The sequence below is a fragment of the Nostoc sp. UIC 10607 genome (genome assembly GCF_047228265.1).
Classification (GTDB): Bacteria; Cyanobacteriota; Cyanobacteriia; order Cyanobacteriales; family Nostocaceae; genus Nostoc; species Nostoc foliaceum_A.
In genome coordinates this window covers 1-19,035 of sequence record NZ_JBIQNW010000054.1, presented here as the reverse complement: position 1 = coordinate 19,035, position 19,035 = coordinate 1, and the positions used below count along the sequence as shown (strand labels likewise).

Below are 19,035 nucleotides of genomic sequence, written 5' to 3'. Positions count from 1 at the left end.
AATGTCTATTCAAAACACAGTATCGAGTTGGGAAGAAGTTTTAGAGACTGCTAGAAAAAATACTTCTGCCCGTAGGGTAAAGAGGCCCGGACAATCTCCTTCTACTGCACCAATTCCCAGCAGTTTAGAGAAAATTCCCCCAAACACACAACCACCAGTCTTGCTTTATCGAGATACTAATTCCTGGTGTCCTTTCTGCGAGAGAGTTTGGTTTGCTCTGGAAGAAAAGGAAATTCCCTTTGCAACGGAGTTTATTGATTTAAGTAATAAACCTAAATGGTACACTGACTTAGTTCCCACAACCCTTGTCCCAGCAGCAAAAATTGAGGGGAACTTAGTATATGAATCCAAAGATATTGTCTTGGCTTTAGAAGAAAAGTATCCTTATCCATCATTATTGCCGGAAAATCCAGAGGAAAACGCTGTTGCTAGGCAGTTGGTTGAAGAAGCTGAGACTAATGGTTTTAGAGAGATTGCTTACAAATTCCTCAGAGAAGCACCTGTAGATGCTGATGAATTGGCAAACTTGCAAGCAGCATTTGAGGCGAAGTTAGATGAACTTGAGCAAGCTTTGGCTAAATACCCCGGCCCCTACTTTGTCAGTACATTTAGCTTGGTTGACATTCTGTATAGCCCCCATCTAGATAGATTGGCGGCTAATTTACCTGTATATCGGGGATATCACCTCAAAGGAAATCCTCGCTTTCCTCGCATTAATGCTTGGTTTGATGCGCTTAATCAGCGTCCTGCCTATCACAGAGTGAAATCGGATAATATCACCAACAATTTACTTTTGCGTCGCAGATGGGGTGTAGAACCGATTGGAAATCCTTTACCTCTGGATGTAGAAGCAAGTGAGACTATTCAATATCGAGCCGAAGCAGCTGAAAGACTAAGCGATAATCGGGAAGTTGCGATCGCAGATATTATCAAAAATTCTGGAGTCCAAGCTTTAGCCGCAGACGGTGATTATACCACAGTTAAGGACGCTGTTGATTTTCACCTACGACAGCTGGCTGATTATCTCATTCATGGCAATGGTGCAACTTTACCGGGTGGAAGGACTGGTGGTAAAAATAGCAGCATTGATCCTATCTTCGCTGCTGTGGGTGCTATTACTTTCGCATATTTGAGAAATCGCATCTGCGCCCCCCGTGATATGAGTGCTGGTGCAGCAACGGCGTTTCGGGCAGCGATAGATAAATTGTTGACATCTGTTTATTAATTTTGTATGCGTTGCTAATTGAATGGATGAATTTGCCTTATGCAAAGACGCAGCGAAAAGTCGGAGCGCTTCTGAATTCTGACCCTTCGGCAGGCTCAGGGCATCGCTCTGAATTTTGCTGTACTTTGGAGACTTTATTGAGGAAAAGGAATTGCTAACAGTCCATAGTGAAAATGAACTACAGTTAACTGCCGATGTACTGGTAATTGGTGGTGGCCCTGCTGCTGCGTGGGCAGCCTGGGCAGCAGCATCCCAAAGTGTCAAAGTCATCATTGTTGATAAAGGTTTTCTGGGTACGAGTGGTGCGGCGGCGGCTAGTGGTAACGGCATCATGGCTCCTTCTCCAGAAAATTGGGACAAAGTTTTATCGGAGCGTTATCGCGTAGGAAAAAACCTCGCTAACTCACGTTGGATCGAGCGTGTTATCGAAAAAACCTGGCTGAGTTTGCCCCTAGTGGAAAGTTGGGGCTATCGTTTCCCTAAAGAAGATGGGGAATCTGTGCGTCAGAGTTATTATGGCCCTGAATATATGCGGGTACTTCGCAAAAACCTTTTGCGTGTTGGTGTGCAGATTCTCGACCAAAGTCCGGCTCTAGAGCTTTTATTGGCTGACGACGGCTCAGTAGCTGGAGCAAGAGGTGTGCAGAGGCAACATCATCGTACTTATACCGTTCGTGCTGGTGCAGTAGTCTTAGCGAATGGCGGTTGTGCATTCTTAAGTAAAGCATTAGGTTGCAATACCAATACAGGCGATGGACTGTTGATGGCAGTGGAAGCCGGCGGTGAACTTTCTAGTATGGAAGCTTCTAATCACTATGCAATTTCGACCGCTTTCAATGCCACAGTGACAAGGGGTGTCCCCTTTGGCTGGGCTAGTTATAGTGATGAAGCAGGCAATGATCTGGGTGGCTATATCAATGGTCGTCGCGATCCATCGTTTCTCCCTAATGCCCTACTGAAAGGCCCCGTTTATGCTCGTTTAGATCGAGCCACACCGGAAGTTAAAGCAGTGATTGAAAAGTCTCATTTCATTGCTTTTCTACCCTATACAAAAGCTGGTATTGACCCCTATACAGAACGAGTGCCTGTGACACTTGTTTTAGAGGGTACAGTCCGTGGTACGGGTGGGATTCGGATTGTGAATGATAACTGCGCTACAAAGGTTCCTGGCCTCTACGCTGCCGGTGATGCTGCATCACGTGAGTTTTTAGCTGGTTTAGCTTCTGGGGGTGGTGGTCCCAATGCTGCCTGGGCAATCTCCACAGGGCAATGGGCAGGAGTTGGGGCAGCGAACTTTGCTAAAAGTTTGGGCGCTCATGCAAATGAACGGGTTGCGCGTCCTGCTGGTAAAGTGGGATTGCGGTCGCCTTTGGCGGGGCGTAGCCCATCGTCACCCTCACCCACTTCCGAAACATTCGATAGTGAAGCGATCGTGCGCGGTGTACAAGCCCAGATGTTCCCGTTGGAAAAGAATTACTTGCGTTCTGAACAGGGACTTTTGGATTCTCTCGCCAAATTAGAAACGCTGTGGCAGCAAGTACAAGAAAACCCGAAACAAGATACAGTGCGTGATGTGGAATTTTCTCGTCGAGCAGCTGCTTTAACGGCTGTAGCACGATGGGCATATTTTAGCGCGTTACATCGCAAGGAAACGCGCAGCGAACATATTCGCATAGACTATCCTGAAACCGATCCAAATCAGCGTTATTACCAAGCAACAGGCGGCTTAGATAAGCTTTGGGTGAGGCGTGATTGGATTACGGATGCGATTGCTACACCACCAGTAATTACCACTCAAACCAAACCTACTGTATCAAAGTTGTAGCAGGAGCATGTCATGATCGAGCTTGTCAGCCATAAACTCTGTATCAATTGCAATTTGTGCGTTCAAGTTTGCCCTACCAATGTCTTTGACTCCGTACCTGATCAGCCACCTGCGATCGCCCGCAAGGAAGACTGTCAAACTTGTTTCATGTGTGAGGCTTATTGTCCTGCGGATGCACTCTATGTTGCGCCTGAATCTCATACCGATATTGAAGTCAATGAGGATGATTTAATTGAAAGTGGCATCATGGGTGAATATCGTCGCCTCTTGGGTTGGGGATATGGCAAGACAAACAACAGCGAATTAGATACGGCTCATAAACTGCGCCAACTGCCGCGTCCTTATCAAAGTTAATTTGGACTCTCTAAAGCACTTTTTGTTGTAGTTCTGGAAATACTTTAGAGACTTTATTTAAAAGATAATCGCCATAAGTCCCGCGAAATTCGTGGACACTGGCTTTATCCCAGCGATCGCTTTTATCATCATTCACTACTACATCCTTCAATTCAATAGGTTTGACTTCAACGTTGAAATTGGGATCAAAAAAGAACGGGAATGATAGGCGATTACTTGTTGATAAGTTCTGAACGCGGTGGGGTGTTGAGCGATACAGTCCTTGTGTCATGCGATCGAGCATATCCCCAATGTTGCATACGAATGAACCAGGAATAGGAGGTGCATCTATCCAACCAGACTTTGATTTAATTTGTAATCCACCGACATTATCTTGTTTGAGTATAGTTAATACTCCATAATCTGTATGTTCACCAACGCCCCATTTAGATAATGATGAATTAGGAGGATAATTGAAAATCCGAAATAATATTAATGGGTCTTTTGTATAACGGTCTGCAAAGTAGGAATTTTCTAATCCCAAACTCAGAGCAATACCAGCCATTAGGGTGTGTCCAAGTTTGGTCATTGAGTCTATATAATCCAGCACTGTTTCCTTAAATTGGGGAATATTGGATGGAAAGAGATTGCAACCGTGCATTGGTACACCAGCTTTCACGAGTGGGTGATTTTCTTCTAGTTCTGTGCCGAAGTAAATACCTTCTTTTAAGTCAGGTTTACCTGATGTCAACTCGTTACCAACAGGGAAATATCCTCGCCATGCTCTACCACCAAGAGCCATACGAATCTTCAGTTTGGTTTCGACATCCTGTGCGAAGAACTGTTGGCTAAGATTTTCTAGTTTCTCTTGTAGTTTTTCATCAACTCCATGTCCGACGATATAAAAGAAACCGTAATTTTGGCACGCTTGTCTAATTTGGTCTGCAACTACTTTAGAAGAGTTGCTAGTTTGGGAAATCAGCGCACTAATATCAATTATGGGAACTTGTAAAAACTCTTTGTCTACAACCTGTAAGATTGTCATGCTCAGGTTCTCCTAGTTATGCATAAACTAATATCTAGGCTACACAGAAAATTATATCGGTAACCATAATGTTGGGTATGGCGATCGCTAGCCTTAGCCAGGTGCTTAGATAAAGTATTTTGAGTATAAATTTATAAATTTTATTTTAAATACGGTAATTCGATAGAAATAGTGTATTATTATCTCAAGGATTCTCATTATTTCTGCAAATAACAATAAATTACTAAACAATTAGTCATTTATTGTTAAAAAATTGTGTAAAAATATTGACAATTTAAGAACAAACATAATCCAGATATATGCGGTACAATCAGCTAGGTAATAGTGACCTAAAAGTTTCAGATATTTGCCTTGGCACAATGACTTATGGGCAGCAAAATACTATTGAAGAAGCCCACCAGCAGCTAGATTATGCCACTAAAGAGGGAATCAACTTCATTGATGCGGCTGAGATGTATCCAGTACCAACCAGTGCTGAAACTTATGGCTTAACCGAAACTTATATTGGAGAATGGTTAAAACATCAACAGCGAGATCAACTAATAATTGCTACTAAAATAGCAGGGCCTGGTCGAGGCTTTAAGTGGCTACGTGATGGAGCTAAAGCCATTGATAGAGACAATATCAAACAAGCTGTAGATGATAGTCTGAAAAGATTGCAAACAGACTATATTGATTTATATCAAATCCATTGGCCAGACCGTTATGTACCACGTTTTGGACAAACAGTTTTCGACCCTAATCAAGTTGGGGAAACAGTTCCCATCACTGAACAACTAGAAGTTTTTGCCGATGTCATAAATGCAGGTAAAATTCGCTATATCGGCTTAAGTAATGAAACTCCTTGGGGCATTGCACAATTTAGCCATGTAGCTAAACAATTAGGATTACCTAAAGTTGTTTCTATTCAAAATGCTTACAATTTACTCAATCGAGTTTTTGATGGCGCTCTTGCAGAAGCAGTTTATTACGAAAACGTTCCTTTACTAGCTTATAGCCCTTTGGGATTTGGCTATTTAACTGGTAAATACCTCAATGGTAAACCAGAGAAAGCAAGAGTTACTTTATTTGAAAACTTTGGTCAGCGATATTTAAAACCAAATGTTAGCAAAGCAGTAGCAGCTTATGTAGAAATTGCCAAACGCCATCAACTAAGTCCTGCACAATTAGCGATCGCATTTGTGCGGAGTCGTTGGTTTGTTGCTAGTACGATTATTGGTGCTACCACACTAGAACAACTCAAAGAGAATATAGAAAGCATCAATGTAGTTCTTGATAAAGATATCTTGGCTGAATTGGATTCAGTTCATACTCAATATCCGAATCCAGCACCATAAGAGTGCTGATCTATCAGAAAACTATAGATCCCCGACTTCTCGAAGAAGTCGGGGATCTGAATAAAGCAAATGTGTAGAAAATTATGACGATCGCAACAGCATCAGTTGACCAAAATACTATTCGTCGCCGTGGTACTGGTTTAAGAGCTTATAATCCTGACAAAGCATTCAAGGGTTATACGCTTTTTACACCACTTACAGGTAAGGGAGAAGTATATCTTCTGAACCTAGAAGGAGAAGTAGTACATCAATGGAATTTGCCATATTCACCGGGTTTATATGGTTATCTTTTACCCAATGGCAACCTTTTTTATAATGGTAAGACGCTAGATATTCCGCCACATTTTCCTTTGTGGGCTGCCTTTAAAGGCGGCGTTGTCTTAGAAGCAGATCCCAAAGGAAATATTATTTGGGAGTATAAACATCCAGATCATCATCATGACGGGCGCAGACTACGCAACGGGAACACGATTTTATTAGCTATTGAAAAGATACCTCAGTCTTTGATTCCCCGTATTAAAGGCGGTGTACCGGGAACGGAAGCAGACGGTGATATCTATGCTGATGTACTTTATGAAGTTACTCCTGGGGGTGAGATTGTTTGGACATGGCACGCCCATGAGCACTTAAATCCAGATATTTTTACTATCACTCCCCAAGATCAACGACACGAATGGACTCATGGCAATACTGTAGGCGAACTCGCTGACGGCAATATTATAATCAGCTTCCGCAACATCTCTTCCGTCGTAATTATTGATCGCCAAACAGGAGAGATTATCTGGACACTCGGAGATGAGGTATTAGCACAGCAGCACTTTCCTAACGAATTAGCTAATGGCAATATCCTAATTTTTGACAATGGCGCACATCGCCGTCATACTGCTCTCAATTTCTCTCGTGTGATTGAAGTAAGCCGTCAAACGAAACAGATAGTTTGGCAATACACTGACAATCCACCTCAAAATTTCTTCAGTTCGTATATATCAGGCGCGCAGCGTCTAGCGAATGGCAACACTTTAATTACAGAAGGTGCTTTCGGTCGCATATTTGAGGTGACAGTTACAGGAGAGATTGTTTGGGAATATGTCAATCCTCACTTTGCGGCAAGGAATCTTGGTGAGAAGTCAGCAGTAGCTAGTGGAGAGCAAAATTCAGTCTTCCGTGCTTTTCGGTATGCGCCTGAAGAAGTGCCTTGGCTTTAGTTCAATTTTAGATTTTGGATTTTGGATTAAATTAATTTCCAAAGCTAATAAACCAATCCTATTCATACAGGAACATTAACATGGCTGAAATCAAGATATATAGTGCGGTTGTTTGCCCTTATGCTCACCGTTCGCGTTTGGTACTTCAAGAAAAAGGCATCGACTTTGACTTGATTGAGATTAATTTGCAGAATAAACCGGAGGGATTTACAGATATTTCTCCTTATGGAAAAGTGCCTGCGATCGCACACAATAATCACCGAGTTTGGGAATCGGCAGTAATTAACGAATATCTCAACGAAGTATTTCCCAATCCACCGCTTTTACCTAGCAGTCCCATTGCTAAAGCACAAGCTCGCATCTGGATTGATTTTGCTAATACTAGATTCGTTCCAGCTTTTTCTACTCTCTTGCGTAGTCCTGAGATCCAACAGCAAGAAGCAGCTAAACAAGAACTGTACAAACATCTAGAATTTATCGAGAATGAAGCATTAGGGAAGTTATCAGGAGACGGCCCTTACTGGTTTGGTGAATCCGTCAGTCTGGTTGATTTCACCTTTTACCCCTGGTTTGAGCGTTGGGCTGCACTGAAGCACCATCGAGGCTTTGCACTACCAGAGGAATTTACTCGTCTACGTCAATGGAAAAAGGCTTTAAAACAACGTGATTCTGTGGTGGCGATCGCTAATAGTAAGGAGTTTTACATAGAGCGATATGCTAGATTTGCTACGCCCGTTGCTGCCTAGCACTGCTTTTTGGTAGTCAAAAGAATTGTATCTTTCCCTAAGTTTTCGCCGCCCAAAAAGATTTTGAGCGGCGAAAAACCAAAGATACTGGAGAAACTATGAATTTAGGTATAATCGCAAGTCTGCTATAAATTGGGCAACTTAATCCTGGGGAAAAACTAGCTAGATAGTAGTGAATCTTCTGTCACCAAGCTTGATCTGCGGAAATAGGAAGCAGAATTGAGTCCCATTGCATTGCAATGTTGAGCGCACTTGCGGCAAATAGTGGCACAGAACATCATTGTGGCATCGCTGCTCATTTGTTCACAAGCTAGGGCGGTGCGATCGCAAATTTGGGCGCACAAACTACAGGTGTTTCCCATAAACTCAGAACCGTCATTAATCATGTTGACGCACATCATGCACATTTCTGCACAGTCCCGCAACATGGACATCATAGCCATATCCATGTATCTACCACCCTGACTCTTGCAGTATTTGAGGGTATCAATGCAAGTAGTCTGGCATTCAATAGAGATTTGTTTGCAAGCTTCCATTTCAGTGAGTATAGATTCGGTTGTCATCATAGAAATAGTCTCCTTGTTGTCGCAGTTAGTGGTGTGGCTGACTTAATTAGCAAGGTAAAACTTTATTTTTGATAAATCAATAGATTCTGGAGTTCTAGCAATTTGAATGCCCCTATACCTATATACTTGACGTAAATTAAGCGGCTTTTCATATTTCATTGGGAGCTACTTGGCTAAAATCCTTATCTATTAAGGGCTGAGACTCTTTTGTTAGTTATACCGAATTACTTAATTGAAGTCAGCTATCCCTTAATATCCAGAATTGACTGTCGGTTTGTTTGATTTGTCCGCCTACTAAATCAAAAAACAGTTGAGAGATAATACCGCTTTTATTTCCTAGTTCCTAAACCGTCAAAGCCTTGCCTAGTAAAGATTATAGCTATATTCATCAGTAAAACAACTCATTAGTTGAAAAAATGCTATAAGTATATTTTCTTATATTTCAGTAATATCAAAGTTTCATGACTTTATTAAGCCATAGTTCATTATGTAGTGGTGGCTTTGGGAATCCGAAGGGCATTCTGACTGAACTTAATTGAATTAAGGATGTTGCTGAATTTGAATATGAAACTCCAAAATTAACTCTTCCTCGCTGGGACATTAGACTTCTTGCATAAGTCGGGAAAAGGGGAAAAGGTTCTGTATTGTCCCCTTCCCCTTTAACCTTTTCCCCCTCTTGCAAAAAGCACTTTTGCAAGAGGTCTATTGGGTGGCAGTTACTACAAGTCGGGAAACCCTCCCACGGCACTGCCTTGCCTCTGCGTGATCCAAATTCAGATTTCCACTCAGCAACACCAAATTTTTTTTACAAAATGTACTTGCCTTTTACAGGCAACCATGCAACACTGCTATATTAACAGCAAACTACTAAATACATACCAACTTACAGTAGTTTGACTCAGTTTATCTTGCCACTACCAAAATAGTTATTTTGTAAAAGTGCTTGCTGGGTAAGGATTTAAGATTAAGCAGACTTAATAGAATTTAAGGAGAAGTAGTGTTGATTCAACGAAAGGTAAGGGGGCATGGGGCTATAGAGAAGAGACAAGGAAGAGACTTGTTCAAGAATTCCCTTTGTCCTCCTTGTCCGCCTCGTCCCCTAATCCTTTCCTGCTCCCTTGCATCTCCTTGAATCAGCAATGTCAAGGATTAAATCTTGGGAATTGGGCGAACTATACCTCCTCGTGTCGCAACTGAATCCTAACTTCAACATGTTCCAATTCCCATTTCCTCATCCATACTCACCACAAGGAGAAAATAGATAATGGTGCAACTATTAGTTAAACAAGAATCCAAAGATTGGATTAAACAAAGAAGTTAACCTGACTTTTAAAGAAAGGGGAGAAGTAGCAGTTTCCGTTTTTGCAGTCAAGGCTTTTGCTACTCGCGTTGGTTTGAATCTCACCACAGGTATTTTTGAAGTTATGGGAACTCGTTCTACGGGTAGTAAATACGGCTTTGACCGTTACTGGCGAGATTTACGTACTTTCACGCTTCATGACCCTGTAGATTATAAGCTGCGCGATATTGGCAATTGGGTGCTGAATGAAGAATTACCCCTAGTCACGCAATATTCCTAAAGTTTCCGCCACAGTAGACCTCGAATCGGTTGCTTAAGGTGGGTAAAACCACCTTAATTCCTTTTTTTCAATGGCGGATGTAGTTAAGTAAATAGATCAAATCTCATGCATTCGCCATTAGGCGGTAGCGTTGCGTAGCAAAGAGTAGGCGCAGAAGCGCAGAGATATACAATTATGAATCAGAGAAAATCCAAAGTTATTGTGAGTGCAGCTAGTAGACGATCTTTTTTGTTACATACTGGTATCTTTACTGCAAGTAGTATTGTAGCAGGGGCAGTGGGTTTAAAGTTTTCTACTCAAAAAGGTCAGGCACAAGAGCAGGTATCTTCTGCTAAGAACAAGTTTACGGAAAAGGCTTATCGCATACGTGTTGCCTCAGCCGAGGCTAATCGTCAAATTCCCATTGCGCCCAATCCTACTAATGGCGATGAGGAACGGTATCCTAATAAGATTGGCTCTGATACTAGGGGACTACCACACAACAAACAGAGTGAGGTTGATCTCAAAGCCTATGACTCTTTAACTAAAGCCGTAACAACCCATGACCATGATGACTTTGAAAAGGTCATTTTAGGTGGCACCAGAAAATTGATTAATGCTCAGGGGCCTCTCGCGGTCAGTTTAGAAGGATGTCATGGGGTGCAGGTAGCAGTACCGCCGCCACCAACTCTAGCTAGTTCAGAACGGGCTGTAGAAGCTGTTGAACTGTATTGGCAAGCCCTATTGCGGGACGTACCTTTTCATAAACTACAGAACAACACCGACGATCCTTTGGTATTGGCAGCGGTTGAAGAACTTAATCAGCTTTCAACGTTCAAAGGGCCAAAACAAAATGGACGTGTCACTCCCCAAACCCTGTTTCGTGGTAGTGTCACCTACGTTGATCAAAGTGACAAATCTGGCAGGACAGCAAAACACGTAACTCCGCCAGGAGTATTAGTTGGCCCTTACATTTCCCAGTTTGCATTGTTAAATATTCCTTGGGGCGTTCAGTTTATTCCACCTGTGATTCGGACGGCTTTACCTGGTAATGATTTCCTCACTGATTATGAAGAATGGCTGAATGTACAGAATGGTGGTACTCCTAGAACTATTAAGTATGACCCAGTACGCCGTTACATATCGACAATTCGTGACTTATCAGAATTTTCCCATGCACCAGGCGCAGCATTTTCTGGTGCTGCTCTCATTTTGGGTAGTAGTCGCAAAGCTAACGACCCTTTAAGTAGTGGAATTGGCGCACCCTTTAATTCAGGTAATCCCTTCGTTAAATCAAAAACCCAACAGGGGGGCAATGGGTCATTTGCTCTGGGACATTTAGAAGCTTTAGTGTACTTGGGTAGATCCCGCGCTATTAGAGCTGCATACTGGCAGAAGTTTTATGTACACCGCACTCTGCGTCCAGAAGCTTATGGTGGGCTAGTTCATAACAACATTGTCAATAAAACTGAATATCCGACTCATAGAGATATATTAAACTCCCAAGCTTTGGCTCAGAGTTTTAGTAAATTTGGTTCCTATCTTTTACCGCATGGATACCCAGAAGGCGCACCCATTCATTCATCTTACGTTGGTGGTGCAGCTGCGATCGCTGGTGTCAGTGCCACATTGTTAAAAGCATACTTTGACGAAGATTTTGTCATCCCTAATCCCGTAATCCCCGATCCTAATGACCCCACTAAGGTGATTCCCTACAAAGGAGAGCCTTTAACCGTGGGTAGAGAATTAAACAAACTGGCAGCTAATTACACCCTTGGTCGTGGTCATGGTGGTATTCACTGGCGCACAGATGGTTCTGCTGGCATAGCTTTGGGTGAAGAGATTGCCATCAGCATCCTGAAGGATGAGAGGTTGGGTTACAACGAAAAATTCAATGGCTTCACATTCACAAAATTTGATGGGACGAAAGTCACAGTTTAAATTTTTAATTTAATAACTTGTTTGATAATTAGAGGTGAATTAATTCATGAAAGATTTCATAAAACAAATTGCATTCTGGCAAAACCGACACATCACCCGTCGTCACGCCTTATTTGCTTTTGGTTACAGCTTAGTATTATCTACCACAGTATTTAGTTGCAGTAATTCACCAAATAATTCTCAGCAACAATCACCTTCATCGGCTTCTAATGTAGCTAGTAGTAGTAATACTACTGCTGAGAAAGTAATTAGAATTGTCCGCTCTAAACAACTGACTGCCCTAGCCGTCTTAGAAGAAAAAGGTATTCTAGCAAAACGATTAAAACCTTTAGGGTATAGGGTAGAGTGGCCAGAATTTGCTGCCGGGCCACAACAATTAGAAGCTTTAAATGCAGGCGCACTTGATATTGCCTCTACAGCAGAATCTCCTCCTGTTTTCTCTCAAGCAGCCGACGCACCTCTTGTTTATCTAGCGGCTAACTCTTCTGATGGGCAAGCAGTTTCACTGTTAGTTCCTAAAAACTCTCCTATTCAAAGTATCAAAGATTTAAAAGGGAAAAAAGTAGCTTTTCAAAAAGCATCAATTGGTCATTATCTTATACTTAGAGCCTTAGAAAAAGAAGGTTTAAAGCTCAGTGATATAGAATCGGTTGGTATAGCGCCTCCAGATGCTAATGTAGCATTTAGTCAAGGGAAAGTAGATGCTTGGTTTATTTGGGAACCATTTGTTACAAGAAATGTCCAAAATAACACGGCGCGGGTTTTAACTGATGGTGGTAACGGCTTGCGAGATACTAACAACTTTATATCCACAAACCGCAAATTCTATCAAGAAAATCGAGAAGTCATCAAAGTCTTTCTAGAAGAACTGCAAAAAGCCCAAAATTGGTCTAAGAATAATCCTAAAGAACTTTCCCAATTGCTCTCTGCAATAACTCAACTTGATCCACCTACTTTAGAGATTATGCACAAAAAGTATGATTTCACGCTTATACCAATTACCGAAAAAATTATTAATAAACAACAAGAAGTTGCAGATAAATGGTACAACTTGGGACTGATACCTAAGAAGGTAAATGTGAGAGATGGCTTCTTGACTCCTGAAGAATATGCCGAAATCACTCCTCAAGAAGTGCTTGCAAAAAAATAATATTTGGGGCATGAATTACTAGTTATTATACGGAAATTGTGGAAAACTTTAATAGTTGATTATGTCTACACTCACCTTAAATAACTTTCAAATTACTGGAATTAATGCACCTCTAGGCGCTGTAATCACGGGACTTGATGCTAGCCAACCGATTAAACCTGAAGTTATCTTACAACTAAAACAAGCATTACTTGAACACCACATCCTTATCTTCAAAAACCAAAATCTAAATGATGAGGAATTCTTAAACTTTGCTTTTCATTTTGGTTCTCTATTTGTTCCGCCAGATGACATCCCAGTTCTTGCTTCTCAGCCAGGAGTCACACCCGTAATAATTCCCGTTTCTAATGTTGATGGTGGCTATACTGGAACTGGTGAACTAACTTTTCATTCTGATCATAAGTGGACTCCTTATCCTTCCAGTGGTTCTTTACTCTATGCTTTGGAAGTACCCACTGAAGGCGGAGATACTTACTGGTTAAATCTGAATTTAGCCTATGAAACTCTGGATGAGTTTACAAAGCGTCGGATTGCAGATTTGCAGTTAATTACATACAATCCGTTTTTAAATAAACCAAATACACCTCGTTCTAAATACCGTCTAGACAAGAGTATTCCCCTAATTAGTCCTGTATTTCCTCACCCACTAGTACGGACACATCCAGAAAGTGGGAAAAAGATTTTATATTTAGATTACGCCACAGAAGTAGAAATTGTTGGTCTAGATCCGCAAGAAGGATCTGAATTAATTGAACAGCTGCGATCGCATTTACATCAACCTCGGTTTTATTATCAACACAAATGGTCTGTAGGCGATATTGTCTATTGGGATAATCAAGCAACTTTGCATTATCGTCAAGCATTTGATCCCAATCAGCGCCGAGTGATGAAACGGATAAGTTTAGCGGGTAGCCGTCCATTTTGAGGAAAAATCCCATTTGTTTGAAAAAATAAGTTGCGATACAATAACTCCGGTTTCTTGAATAAACCGGGGTTTTGTACTTTATGACGATTTAAGTTTTATTAATTGAGAATATATGAATATTATCTCCAAAATTATTAACGTCAATTATTCAGATTTTTTGACTAACTTAGATAATATATATTATAATCTACATTAAGGTTATCGGATTACCGTTCTTTGTTTGGATTGAAGGCAGAAATCGAAATGGCATTAGCTCAACACATCAATATCCAAGACGCTAAAAAAGTAAATGATTATTTCTTGTGGAAGATATTACTACTTGGTACAGATTTGTTAAAGCAGCTATGGTGGCACACTAAAGCATACACAACAGTTTTGGGTGTTATGTTGTTGACCTTTGCCAGTCTCGGATTTGTATATATACATTATTTATCTGGAAAAAATTTAAGTCGATTTTTTCAACATGAAACTGTTGTAGAACAAAAATGACTATATATAAAAGATTGCAGATTACATCTTATCTAGCTCCCAATTGGTTTAGATTTTATCAGGCGATCGCAGCTTATTTAGGTAGTGTTTTAAAAATAGAATTCCAAATACAACAAAGTGAATATGATCCCTTAGAAGATGCCTTCTTATTTCAAGATCAAATAGATTTAGCTTTTATCTGTGGATTACCACTGATTCGCTATAGTCAAATAGTTTCAAATCAATTTCAGACTTTAGTTGCGCCAGTAATGCAATCATCACGATATAGCAACTGCCCTGTTTACTATGCAGATGTTATTGTCAATGCTAATAGTAATATCAAAAAATTTACAGATTTAGCAGGAAAAATATTTTGTTATAATGACCTGGGTTCTAATAGTGGTTATAATTTACTTTCTCATAAATTAGTTCCAGAAAAATATCCTGAAAATTTCTTTGGCAAAACGCTACAATCAGGTTCACATCAGCGTTCAATTCGCTGGGTAGTTGAGGGATTGGCAGATTGTGCAGCAATTGATAGTGTGGTGCTAGAACAGGAATTAAAGGATTTTCCTGAATTATCACAGCATTTGCGTGTGGTGGAAGTGCTGGGGCCTTCTCCAATGCCACCATTGGTAGTAGCACAGCGTCTAGGTATATCTTTAATTCAGCAAATGCAGTTGGCATTACTCCAACCAGATGCAGAGTTGCAAAGAGTGATGAAACAGTTCGGAGTCAGACGTTTTGCCGCAGTGAGATTGGAAGATTATCAGATATTAAATCAGATTTACAGCGATCGCTCTTGTGTTAGCTTGTCTTGATATGGTATAGACTTTCCAAAAGTATTATTTTTGATAGCATTTCCAATCAAATTAGCCAATCTGATTATGCAGCTATTGATTAAATTTATTTTCTTGGCTAACAACTCTACCTGCGTACTTAATTTTGTCTAAACCCTTTTTGAATTCCTCATAGTCATCTCTCTCTATAATCTTATACATTTCTATTTCGAGCTTATAAGTATGGAGTAAATTTTGAATTTGCTTTTTTATCCTTCCAGTTTCTTCTGTTTCTTCTAGCAATAAATCTTCTATTGTTGCTAGTAAATTTCTTGCATCTTCACGCCTAGTAGATAGTGGATAATCTCTGAAAAAACGTCGTTTATATCTCTCTACCCTATCTGAAATACTCTCATCAGTTAGTTTTTCTCTAGCTTTACGTATCTTATCATTTAAATACTTAAATAGAAATTTGAAATTAGTTTCAAATATCGCTAGTTCACTAAAAAGGCTATCTTTCCCCCCATTTTTCCGAGATAAATTAAGTATATTAATTAAATTAATGACACTTCTTGATAAGCTGATTTTATCAATATATACTTCTTTAGAAATCAACTTTTCTCGAAAGCAAGCTTCCATAGCATCGAATATTGTTTTTCCATCTATAATTTTCTTTAAAACAGTATCTTCTTTGATGAGAGCAACATCTTTATCTGTTGCCCCATATACTTCCTTTGCATGTCTTCGCGCTGCTTATACGCAAATTGGTAGAGGAATTAAATCCTCTAAGTCTGTCAATGTAATACCGTGAGATAAAGTTATGCCTGATTGCATCTCAGCAATTTGAATTATAAACTCTTCTGGTAGTAAATTTTTTCTACTAGGCACGCCTTTTCTTAATTGAATTTTTGCATTATTACCACTTTGATTGCTATCCAGAAGTACGATAACTGCTGGTTGTTCAACATCTCTACCACGAGCAAGATATACCAGATATGGAATTTGAGATACAGAATCAGCAGGGACTATAGTTACAGTATTTAAGTCCAACGTTTCTATTTTGGTTTCTGTGCAATTACGTAGATATGTTGCTGCTCCTGCAATTAAAATCTGATCAGCAGCACCTTCAACCATTAAATTACAATTACCAATTAAAGTTGTTTCGCCTACAAATGCACCAAAGGCTGATCTCAGTGGTTCATAATGATTTCTAGCAATATCTTTAACTACTCTTGTTCCTTCGTCATTCTTCCCTTTTTCTAAAACTCTAATTCTTTCCGCATGATTTTTGTCAATAAGAAAAGGAGAGTGAGTTACATACACTACTTGAATAGGTCTAGTGATGTGCGAACCATCTTGAGGATTTGAGAAAGCATCAAATATTTTCAGCAGATCCTGTTGTGCTTGACTAGATAAATACGCATCTGGCTCATCCATCAGCAAGATTTCATTTTTTTCGGGATGCGGTTTATGCGATAAAAATTGGATGAAATAGCTTAGAAAATATGTCAGTCCATTACTGCGTTCAGTAATAGAATATTCAGTCCCAGTTTTATCTCGTATAGTAAATACTAGATCATAGTCTCTGGGTGCTATTCTCAAACAGAATTCTTGGTCTTGAACCCACCAGCGAGGAAAGTTTAATCTTTCTGCTAATCGAGAATTAATCATTTCAATAATTCCATTAGCATACCCCTCTTTACCATTTATTAGAGCCTCAGCGAGGTCAGACAAAATTTCTGGATCTACTTCAGAAACATCACATAGCAAATCGTAAGCTAATTTAAATCGTTTATCTTGCTTTTTTAAAAGATTCTTTCCTTTTGTAAGTTCAGCAACTATCTTAGAAGTTATTTCATCTCGATATTTAGATATTTGTTGACTTGCAGATATTCCTTCTTTTTCATTTAAACTATCAGGATTCTCAACAAGATTTTCTATTAATTTAAGTATTTCATTTCTTTGTTGTCTTTCAAAAATTTCAAGTTTTGTTTGTATTATATCATTGTCGGCTAACTGTATTTTTTTGTTCTGATTTATAAGCCTTCTAATTGGTATACTTGCAGGAAGCGCAACTTGTGAATTGATTCTAAATATGTTAGGTAAAATGCTTGAGATAGACTCTAAGTATTTTTGTGCTACTTTGTATTGTCTGTAATTATCTTTATCTTTAATATATACATTTAAATCATTTTTATTTACTCGAAACAATAAAAAACTATTAAATGTAATTTCATCAGGCAGATTGCAACATTCTCTTATTTTTTGTTGATCTGGCTGAGAAACGTCTATCCACTCAGTACCAAAACCAGGAAATTTTAATTCACCTTTTTTAATACTAAAGAAATGTGAATATCGGCAAAAATCTTCGCGTTTAATTTCTTCAAATTCGGCATCCTTACCTGAAATAAGTGATTTTCCCGAAATAGCTTTTTCTATAGCGCTCAATAAATGAGACTTACCAGACTCATTGGCTCCAACAATTGTTGTTACTTTAGTGGCTGTCTCTATAGAAACTTCTATATATGGATACCATTTATCATCTATAAAATCCCAACTTTTTGATGGATCGGGTTCTTGATCATTTTGTTTAATATAATCAAAATTAAAAGATTTATAGAAACGAATAAAGATAGTTTTAAGCAACATAATATTTGAATAATACTAATATATTAATACCCACAAACTTCTAAACGAGAAAATATACCGACCATAAATAAGTTGAAAAACCTTACCCAATTCAGTTGTATTTCATATTTTATGGCTGCCTCTTCCTTGTTATAAAACACTACAGGTAGGTATCCAAAAGTACTATTTTCTACTAGAACAAAGTTTATATCTTCATAACTTAGCCAGTTATTGTTTTTGTACCATCCTACGGATTCGCCAAAACGCAGAAAATTTTGCTTCACTTCTTGACTTTGCCAGATGCGTCTCTGAACACTGAAACCGAAACGATTCAAACTATATCGAATCCATAGCTGATCTATTTCATAAAGAACAGTACATGAAAAATTATCAATATCTTTCCTATCAAGAATATTTTTCTCTCCTTTACCTGCTACTTTCAACATTACAGCCTCGGTTTCTTGATTTGCTTCTCTCCATTTTCCTGCTGCAAGTAGCTCTTGTAGTTTGCTATAGTCAACTAAGCCAAATTTGTGGTAGTTTAAAAGCTGTGCAATACTCTTTTCTGATGCTTCTTGTTGGTTATTTGTAGTATTTATCAATTCTAAATTCTGAGTTTCTTGCTCACTTAGCTTAGACAATACCTTATTCAATACTGCCATAGGAATCATAAAGGCAACTTTAGTTTCTGGGCGCTTCATTTCTGCTGCTACTGCCATTCCGACTACACCCTGTAATTCTTCATCCCAGATAGGCGCACCACTAAAACCAGCCTCTAGCTTATAGCCTGATTGTTTCAAATCTTCCAACTGCACCCAACCGTTAGCTCCTCGTCCTCGTAAAACCCCAGAAGCCCAGACCCCATTTGATTGTCCTGCTGGAAAACCGAATACTCGAAAAGAATGTCCCCACAAATTGTCTAATTTAATTAATTTTGCAGATTGAACTTTTTGTGGAGGATTACTTTCTAGCTCCAATCCTACAATGTCTTCTACCTCTGCATAGGGATTTACAGGTTGCCAGAAAACTACCTTAGCTTTTAGGTATTGTTTAGTTGCTACTAATGGAAAGTCTAAGGTAATAAGTTCGTCAGGTTTTTCTATAGTTGTTCTGTTAATTCCTAAACTATCGCACACCACATGAGCGCAGGTAAGGATATGCCTTTGAGAAACTAAAAAACCAGCACCAGTAACTTTGCTGTTGTTAGAGAAAATCCTGACAATAGACATCGGTGAGAGGTTAGAATGATTGCACTTTTGTCAAGAGGGTGCAGGAAAAGGCGATAAATCCAGCTTGGGGACTG

17 protein-coding genes are annotated in these 19,035 nt (G+C 39.5%); 12 read left to right on the top strand and 5 right to left on the bottom strand.

Annotated features, from left to right (window positions below; genetic code table 11):
- Window position 1 precedes the first annotated feature (1 nt).
- From ACEYW6_RS28620 to ACEYW6_RS28610, 3 genes are all read left to right on the top strand, one after another.
- Window positions 2-1,225, top strand: a complete 1,224-nt coding sequence (locus ACEYW6_RS28620) for a glutathione S-transferase family protein (RefSeq protein ID WP_412982410.1) — start codon at window positions 2-4, stop codon at window positions 1,223-1,225.
- A 115-nt stretch (window positions 1,226-1,340) separates the two neighbouring features.
- The gene (locus tag ACEYW6_RS28615; RefSeq protein ID WP_412982409.1) at window positions 1,341-3,050 is read left to right on the top strand and encodes an FAD-binding protein; all 1,710 of its coding nucleotides are present in this window, start codon (window positions 1,341-1,343) and stop codon (window positions 3,048-3,050) included.
- Between the two features lie 12 nt (window positions 3,051-3,062).
- Entirely contained in the window at window positions 3,063-3,404 is a 342-nt protein-coding gene (locus tag ACEYW6_RS28610; protein WP_412982408.1) for a 4Fe-4S binding protein, read from the top strand.
- Window positions 3,405-3,414: 10 nt separating this feature from the next.
- Here the strand turns inward: ACEYW6_RS28610 and ACEYW6_RS28605 are convergent, their stop codons facing one another.
- Window positions 3,415-4,428 carry an isopenicillin N synthase family dioxygenase gene (locus tag ACEYW6_RS28605; protein ID WP_412982407.1) on the bottom strand — a complete coding sequence of 338 codons (1,014 nt, stop codon included), beginning with the start codon at window positions 4,426-4,428 and terminating at the stop codon, window positions 3,415-3,417.
- 299 nt (window positions 4,429-4,727) lie between these two features.
- On the opposite strand from ACEYW6_RS28605, the gene ACEYW6_RS28600 reads away from it, so the two are divergent.
- The 3 genes from ACEYW6_RS28600 (at window position 4,728) to ACEYW6_RS28590 (ending at window position 7,716) form a co-directional block, all read left to right on the top strand.
- Window positions 4,728-5,765 (top strand): NADP(H)-dependent aldo-keto reductase, encoded by a 1,038-nt coding sequence (locus tag ACEYW6_RS28600; RefSeq protein WP_412982406.1) that lies wholly within the window; start codon window positions 4,728-4,730, stop codon window positions 5,763-5,765.
- An 83-nt stretch (window positions 5,766-5,848) separates the two neighbouring features.
- Window positions 5,849-6,970 (top strand): aryl-sulfate sulfotransferase, encoded by a 1,122-nt coding sequence (locus tag ACEYW6_RS28595; RefSeq protein WP_412982405.1) that lies wholly within the window; start codon window positions 5,849-5,851, stop codon window positions 6,968-6,970.
- 80 nt (window positions 6,971-7,050) lie between these two features.
- Window positions 7,051-7,716 (top strand): glutathione S-transferase family protein, encoded by a 666-nt coding sequence (locus ACEYW6_RS28590; RefSeq protein ID WP_412982404.1) that lies wholly within the window; start codon window positions 7,051-7,053, stop codon window positions 7,714-7,716.
- Between the two features lie 158 nt (window positions 7,717-7,874).
- Here ACEYW6_RS28590 and ACEYW6_RS28585 read toward each other — a convergent pair whose 3' ends face one another.
- Window positions 7,875-8,279 carry a four-helix bundle copper-binding protein gene (locus tag ACEYW6_RS28585; protein ID WP_412982433.1) on the bottom strand — a complete coding sequence of 135 codons (405 nt, stop codon included), beginning with the start codon at window positions 8,277-8,279 and terminating at the stop codon, window positions 7,875-7,877.
- A gap of 1,301 nt (window positions 8,280-9,580) precedes the next feature.
- On the opposite strand from ACEYW6_RS28585, the gene ACEYW6_RS28580 reads away from it, so the two are divergent.
- The 6 genes from ACEYW6_RS28580 (at window position 9,581) to ACEYW6_RS28555 (ending at window position 15,146) form a co-directional block, all read left to right on the top strand.
- On the top strand, window positions 9,581-9,862 hold the full coding sequence (locus ACEYW6_RS28580) for a hypothetical protein (RefSeq protein WP_412982432.1): 282 nt from the start codon (window positions 9,581-9,583) through the stop codon (window positions 9,860-9,862).
- A gap of 174 nt (window positions 9,863-10,036) precedes the next feature.
- Entirely contained in the window at window positions 10,037-11,782 is a 1,746-nt protein-coding gene (locus ACEYW6_RS28575; RefSeq protein WP_412982403.1) for a vanadium-dependent haloperoxidase, read from the top strand.
- A gap of 46 nt (window positions 11,783-11,828) precedes the next feature.
- Window positions 11,829-12,932, top strand: coding sequence for an aliphatic sulfonate ABC transporter substrate-binding protein (locus tag ACEYW6_RS28570; RefSeq protein WP_412982402.1), 1,104 nt, complete (start codon window positions 11,829-11,831; stop codon window positions 12,930-12,932).
- Window positions 12,933-12,993: 61 nt separating this feature from the next.
- Window positions 12,994-13,857, top strand: a complete 864-nt coding sequence (locus ACEYW6_RS28565; protein ID WP_412982401.1) for a TauD/TfdA dioxygenase family protein — start codon at window positions 12,994-12,996, stop codon at window positions 13,855-13,857.
- Window positions 13,858-14,100: 243 nt separating this feature from the next.
- Window positions 14,101-14,346, top strand: a complete 246-nt coding sequence (locus ACEYW6_RS28560) for a hypothetical protein (RefSeq protein WP_412982400.1) — start codon at window positions 14,101-14,103, stop codon at window positions 14,344-14,346.
- Window positions 14,343-15,146, top strand: a complete 804-nt coding sequence (locus ACEYW6_RS28555) for a phosphate/phosphite/phosphonate ABC transporter substrate-binding protein (RefSeq protein WP_412982399.1) — start codon at window positions 14,343-14,345, stop codon at window positions 15,144-15,146. Before ACEYW6_RS28560 ends, ACEYW6_RS28555 begins: the two co-directional genes overlap by 4 nt.
- A 72-nt stretch (window positions 15,147-15,218) precedes the next feature.
- On the opposite strand, the gene ACEYW6_RS28550 is transcribed toward ACEYW6_RS28555, so the two are convergent.
- The 3 genes from ACEYW6_RS28550 to ACEYW6_RS28540 all read right to left on the bottom strand — a co-directional run bounded on the left by ACEYW6_RS28550 (window position 15,219) and on the right by ACEYW6_RS28540 (window position 18,961).
- On the bottom strand, window positions 15,219-15,743 hold the full coding sequence (locus ACEYW6_RS28550; RefSeq protein ID WP_412982398.1) for a hypothetical protein: 525 nt from the start codon (window positions 15,741-15,743) through the stop codon (window positions 15,219-15,221).
- Window positions 15,744-15,857: 114 nt separating this feature from the next.
- Window positions 15,858-17,753 carry an AAA family ATPase gene (locus ACEYW6_RS28545; protein WP_412982397.1) on the bottom strand — a complete coding sequence of 632 codons (1,896 nt, stop codon included), beginning with the start codon at window positions 17,751-17,753 and terminating at the stop codon, window positions 15,858-15,860.
- Window positions 17,754-17,776: 23 nt separating this feature from the next.
- On the bottom strand, window positions 17,777-18,961 hold the full coding sequence (locus tag ACEYW6_RS28540; protein ID WP_412982396.1) for a GUN4 domain-containing protein: 1,185 nt from the start codon (window positions 18,959-18,961) through the stop codon (window positions 17,777-17,779).
- Window positions 18,962-19,035: the final 74 nt, after the last annotated feature.

Coding starts and splice junctions, on each gene's coding strand:
- ACEYW6_RS28590 (WP_412982404.1), top strand. CDS start 7,051: ATGGCTGAAATCAAGATATATAGTGCGGTTGTTTGCCCTTATGCTCAC.
- ACEYW6_RS28570 (WP_412982402.1), top strand. CDS start 11,829: ATGAAAGATTTCATAAAACAAATTGCATTCTGGCAAAACCGACACATC.
- ACEYW6_RS28540 (WP_412982396.1), bottom strand. CDS start 18,961: ATGTCTATTGTCAGGATTTTCTCTAACAACAGCAAAGTTACTGGTGCT.
- ACEYW6_RS28620 (WP_412982410.1), top strand. CDS start 2: ATGTCTATTCAAAACACAGTATCGAGTTGGGAAGAAGTTTTAGAGACT.
- ACEYW6_RS28575 (WP_412982403.1), top strand. CDS start 10,037: ATGAATCAGAGAAAATCCAAAGTTATTGTGAGTGCAGCTAGTAGACGA.
- ACEYW6_RS28600 (WP_412982406.1), top strand. CDS start 4,728: ATGCGGTACAATCAGCTAGGTAATAGTGACCTAAAAGTTTCAGATATT.
- ACEYW6_RS28565 (WP_412982401.1), top strand. CDS start 12,994: ATGTCTACACTCACCTTAAATAACTTTCAAATTACTGGAATTAATGCA.
- ACEYW6_RS28605 (WP_412982407.1), bottom strand. CDS start 4,428: ATGACAATCTTACAGGTTGTAGACAAAGAGTTTTTACAAGTTCCCATA.
- ACEYW6_RS28595 (WP_412982405.1), top strand. CDS start 5,849: ATGACGATCGCAACAGCATCAGTTGACCAAAATACTATTCGTCGCCGT.
- ACEYW6_RS28585 (WP_412982433.1), bottom strand. CDS start 8,279: ATGACAACCGAATCTATACTCACTGAAATGGAAGCTTGCAAACAAATC.
- ACEYW6_RS28545 (WP_412982397.1), bottom strand. CDS start 17,753: ATGTTGCTTAAAACTATCTTTATTCGTTTCTATAAATCTTTTAATTTT.
- ACEYW6_RS28560 (WP_412982400.1), top strand. CDS start 14,101: ATGGCATTAGCTCAACACATCAATATCCAAGACGCTAAAAAAGTAAAT.
- ACEYW6_RS28555 (WP_412982399.1), top strand. CDS start 14,343: ATGACTATATATAAAAGATTGCAGATTACATCTTATCTAGCTCCCAAT.
- ACEYW6_RS28610 (WP_412982408.1), top strand. CDS start 3,063: ATGATCGAGCTTGTCAGCCATAAACTCTGTATCAATTGCAATTTGTGC.
- ACEYW6_RS28550 (WP_412982398.1), bottom strand. CDS start 15,743: ATGGAAGCTTGCTTTCGAGAAAAGTTGATTTCTAAAGAAGTATATATT.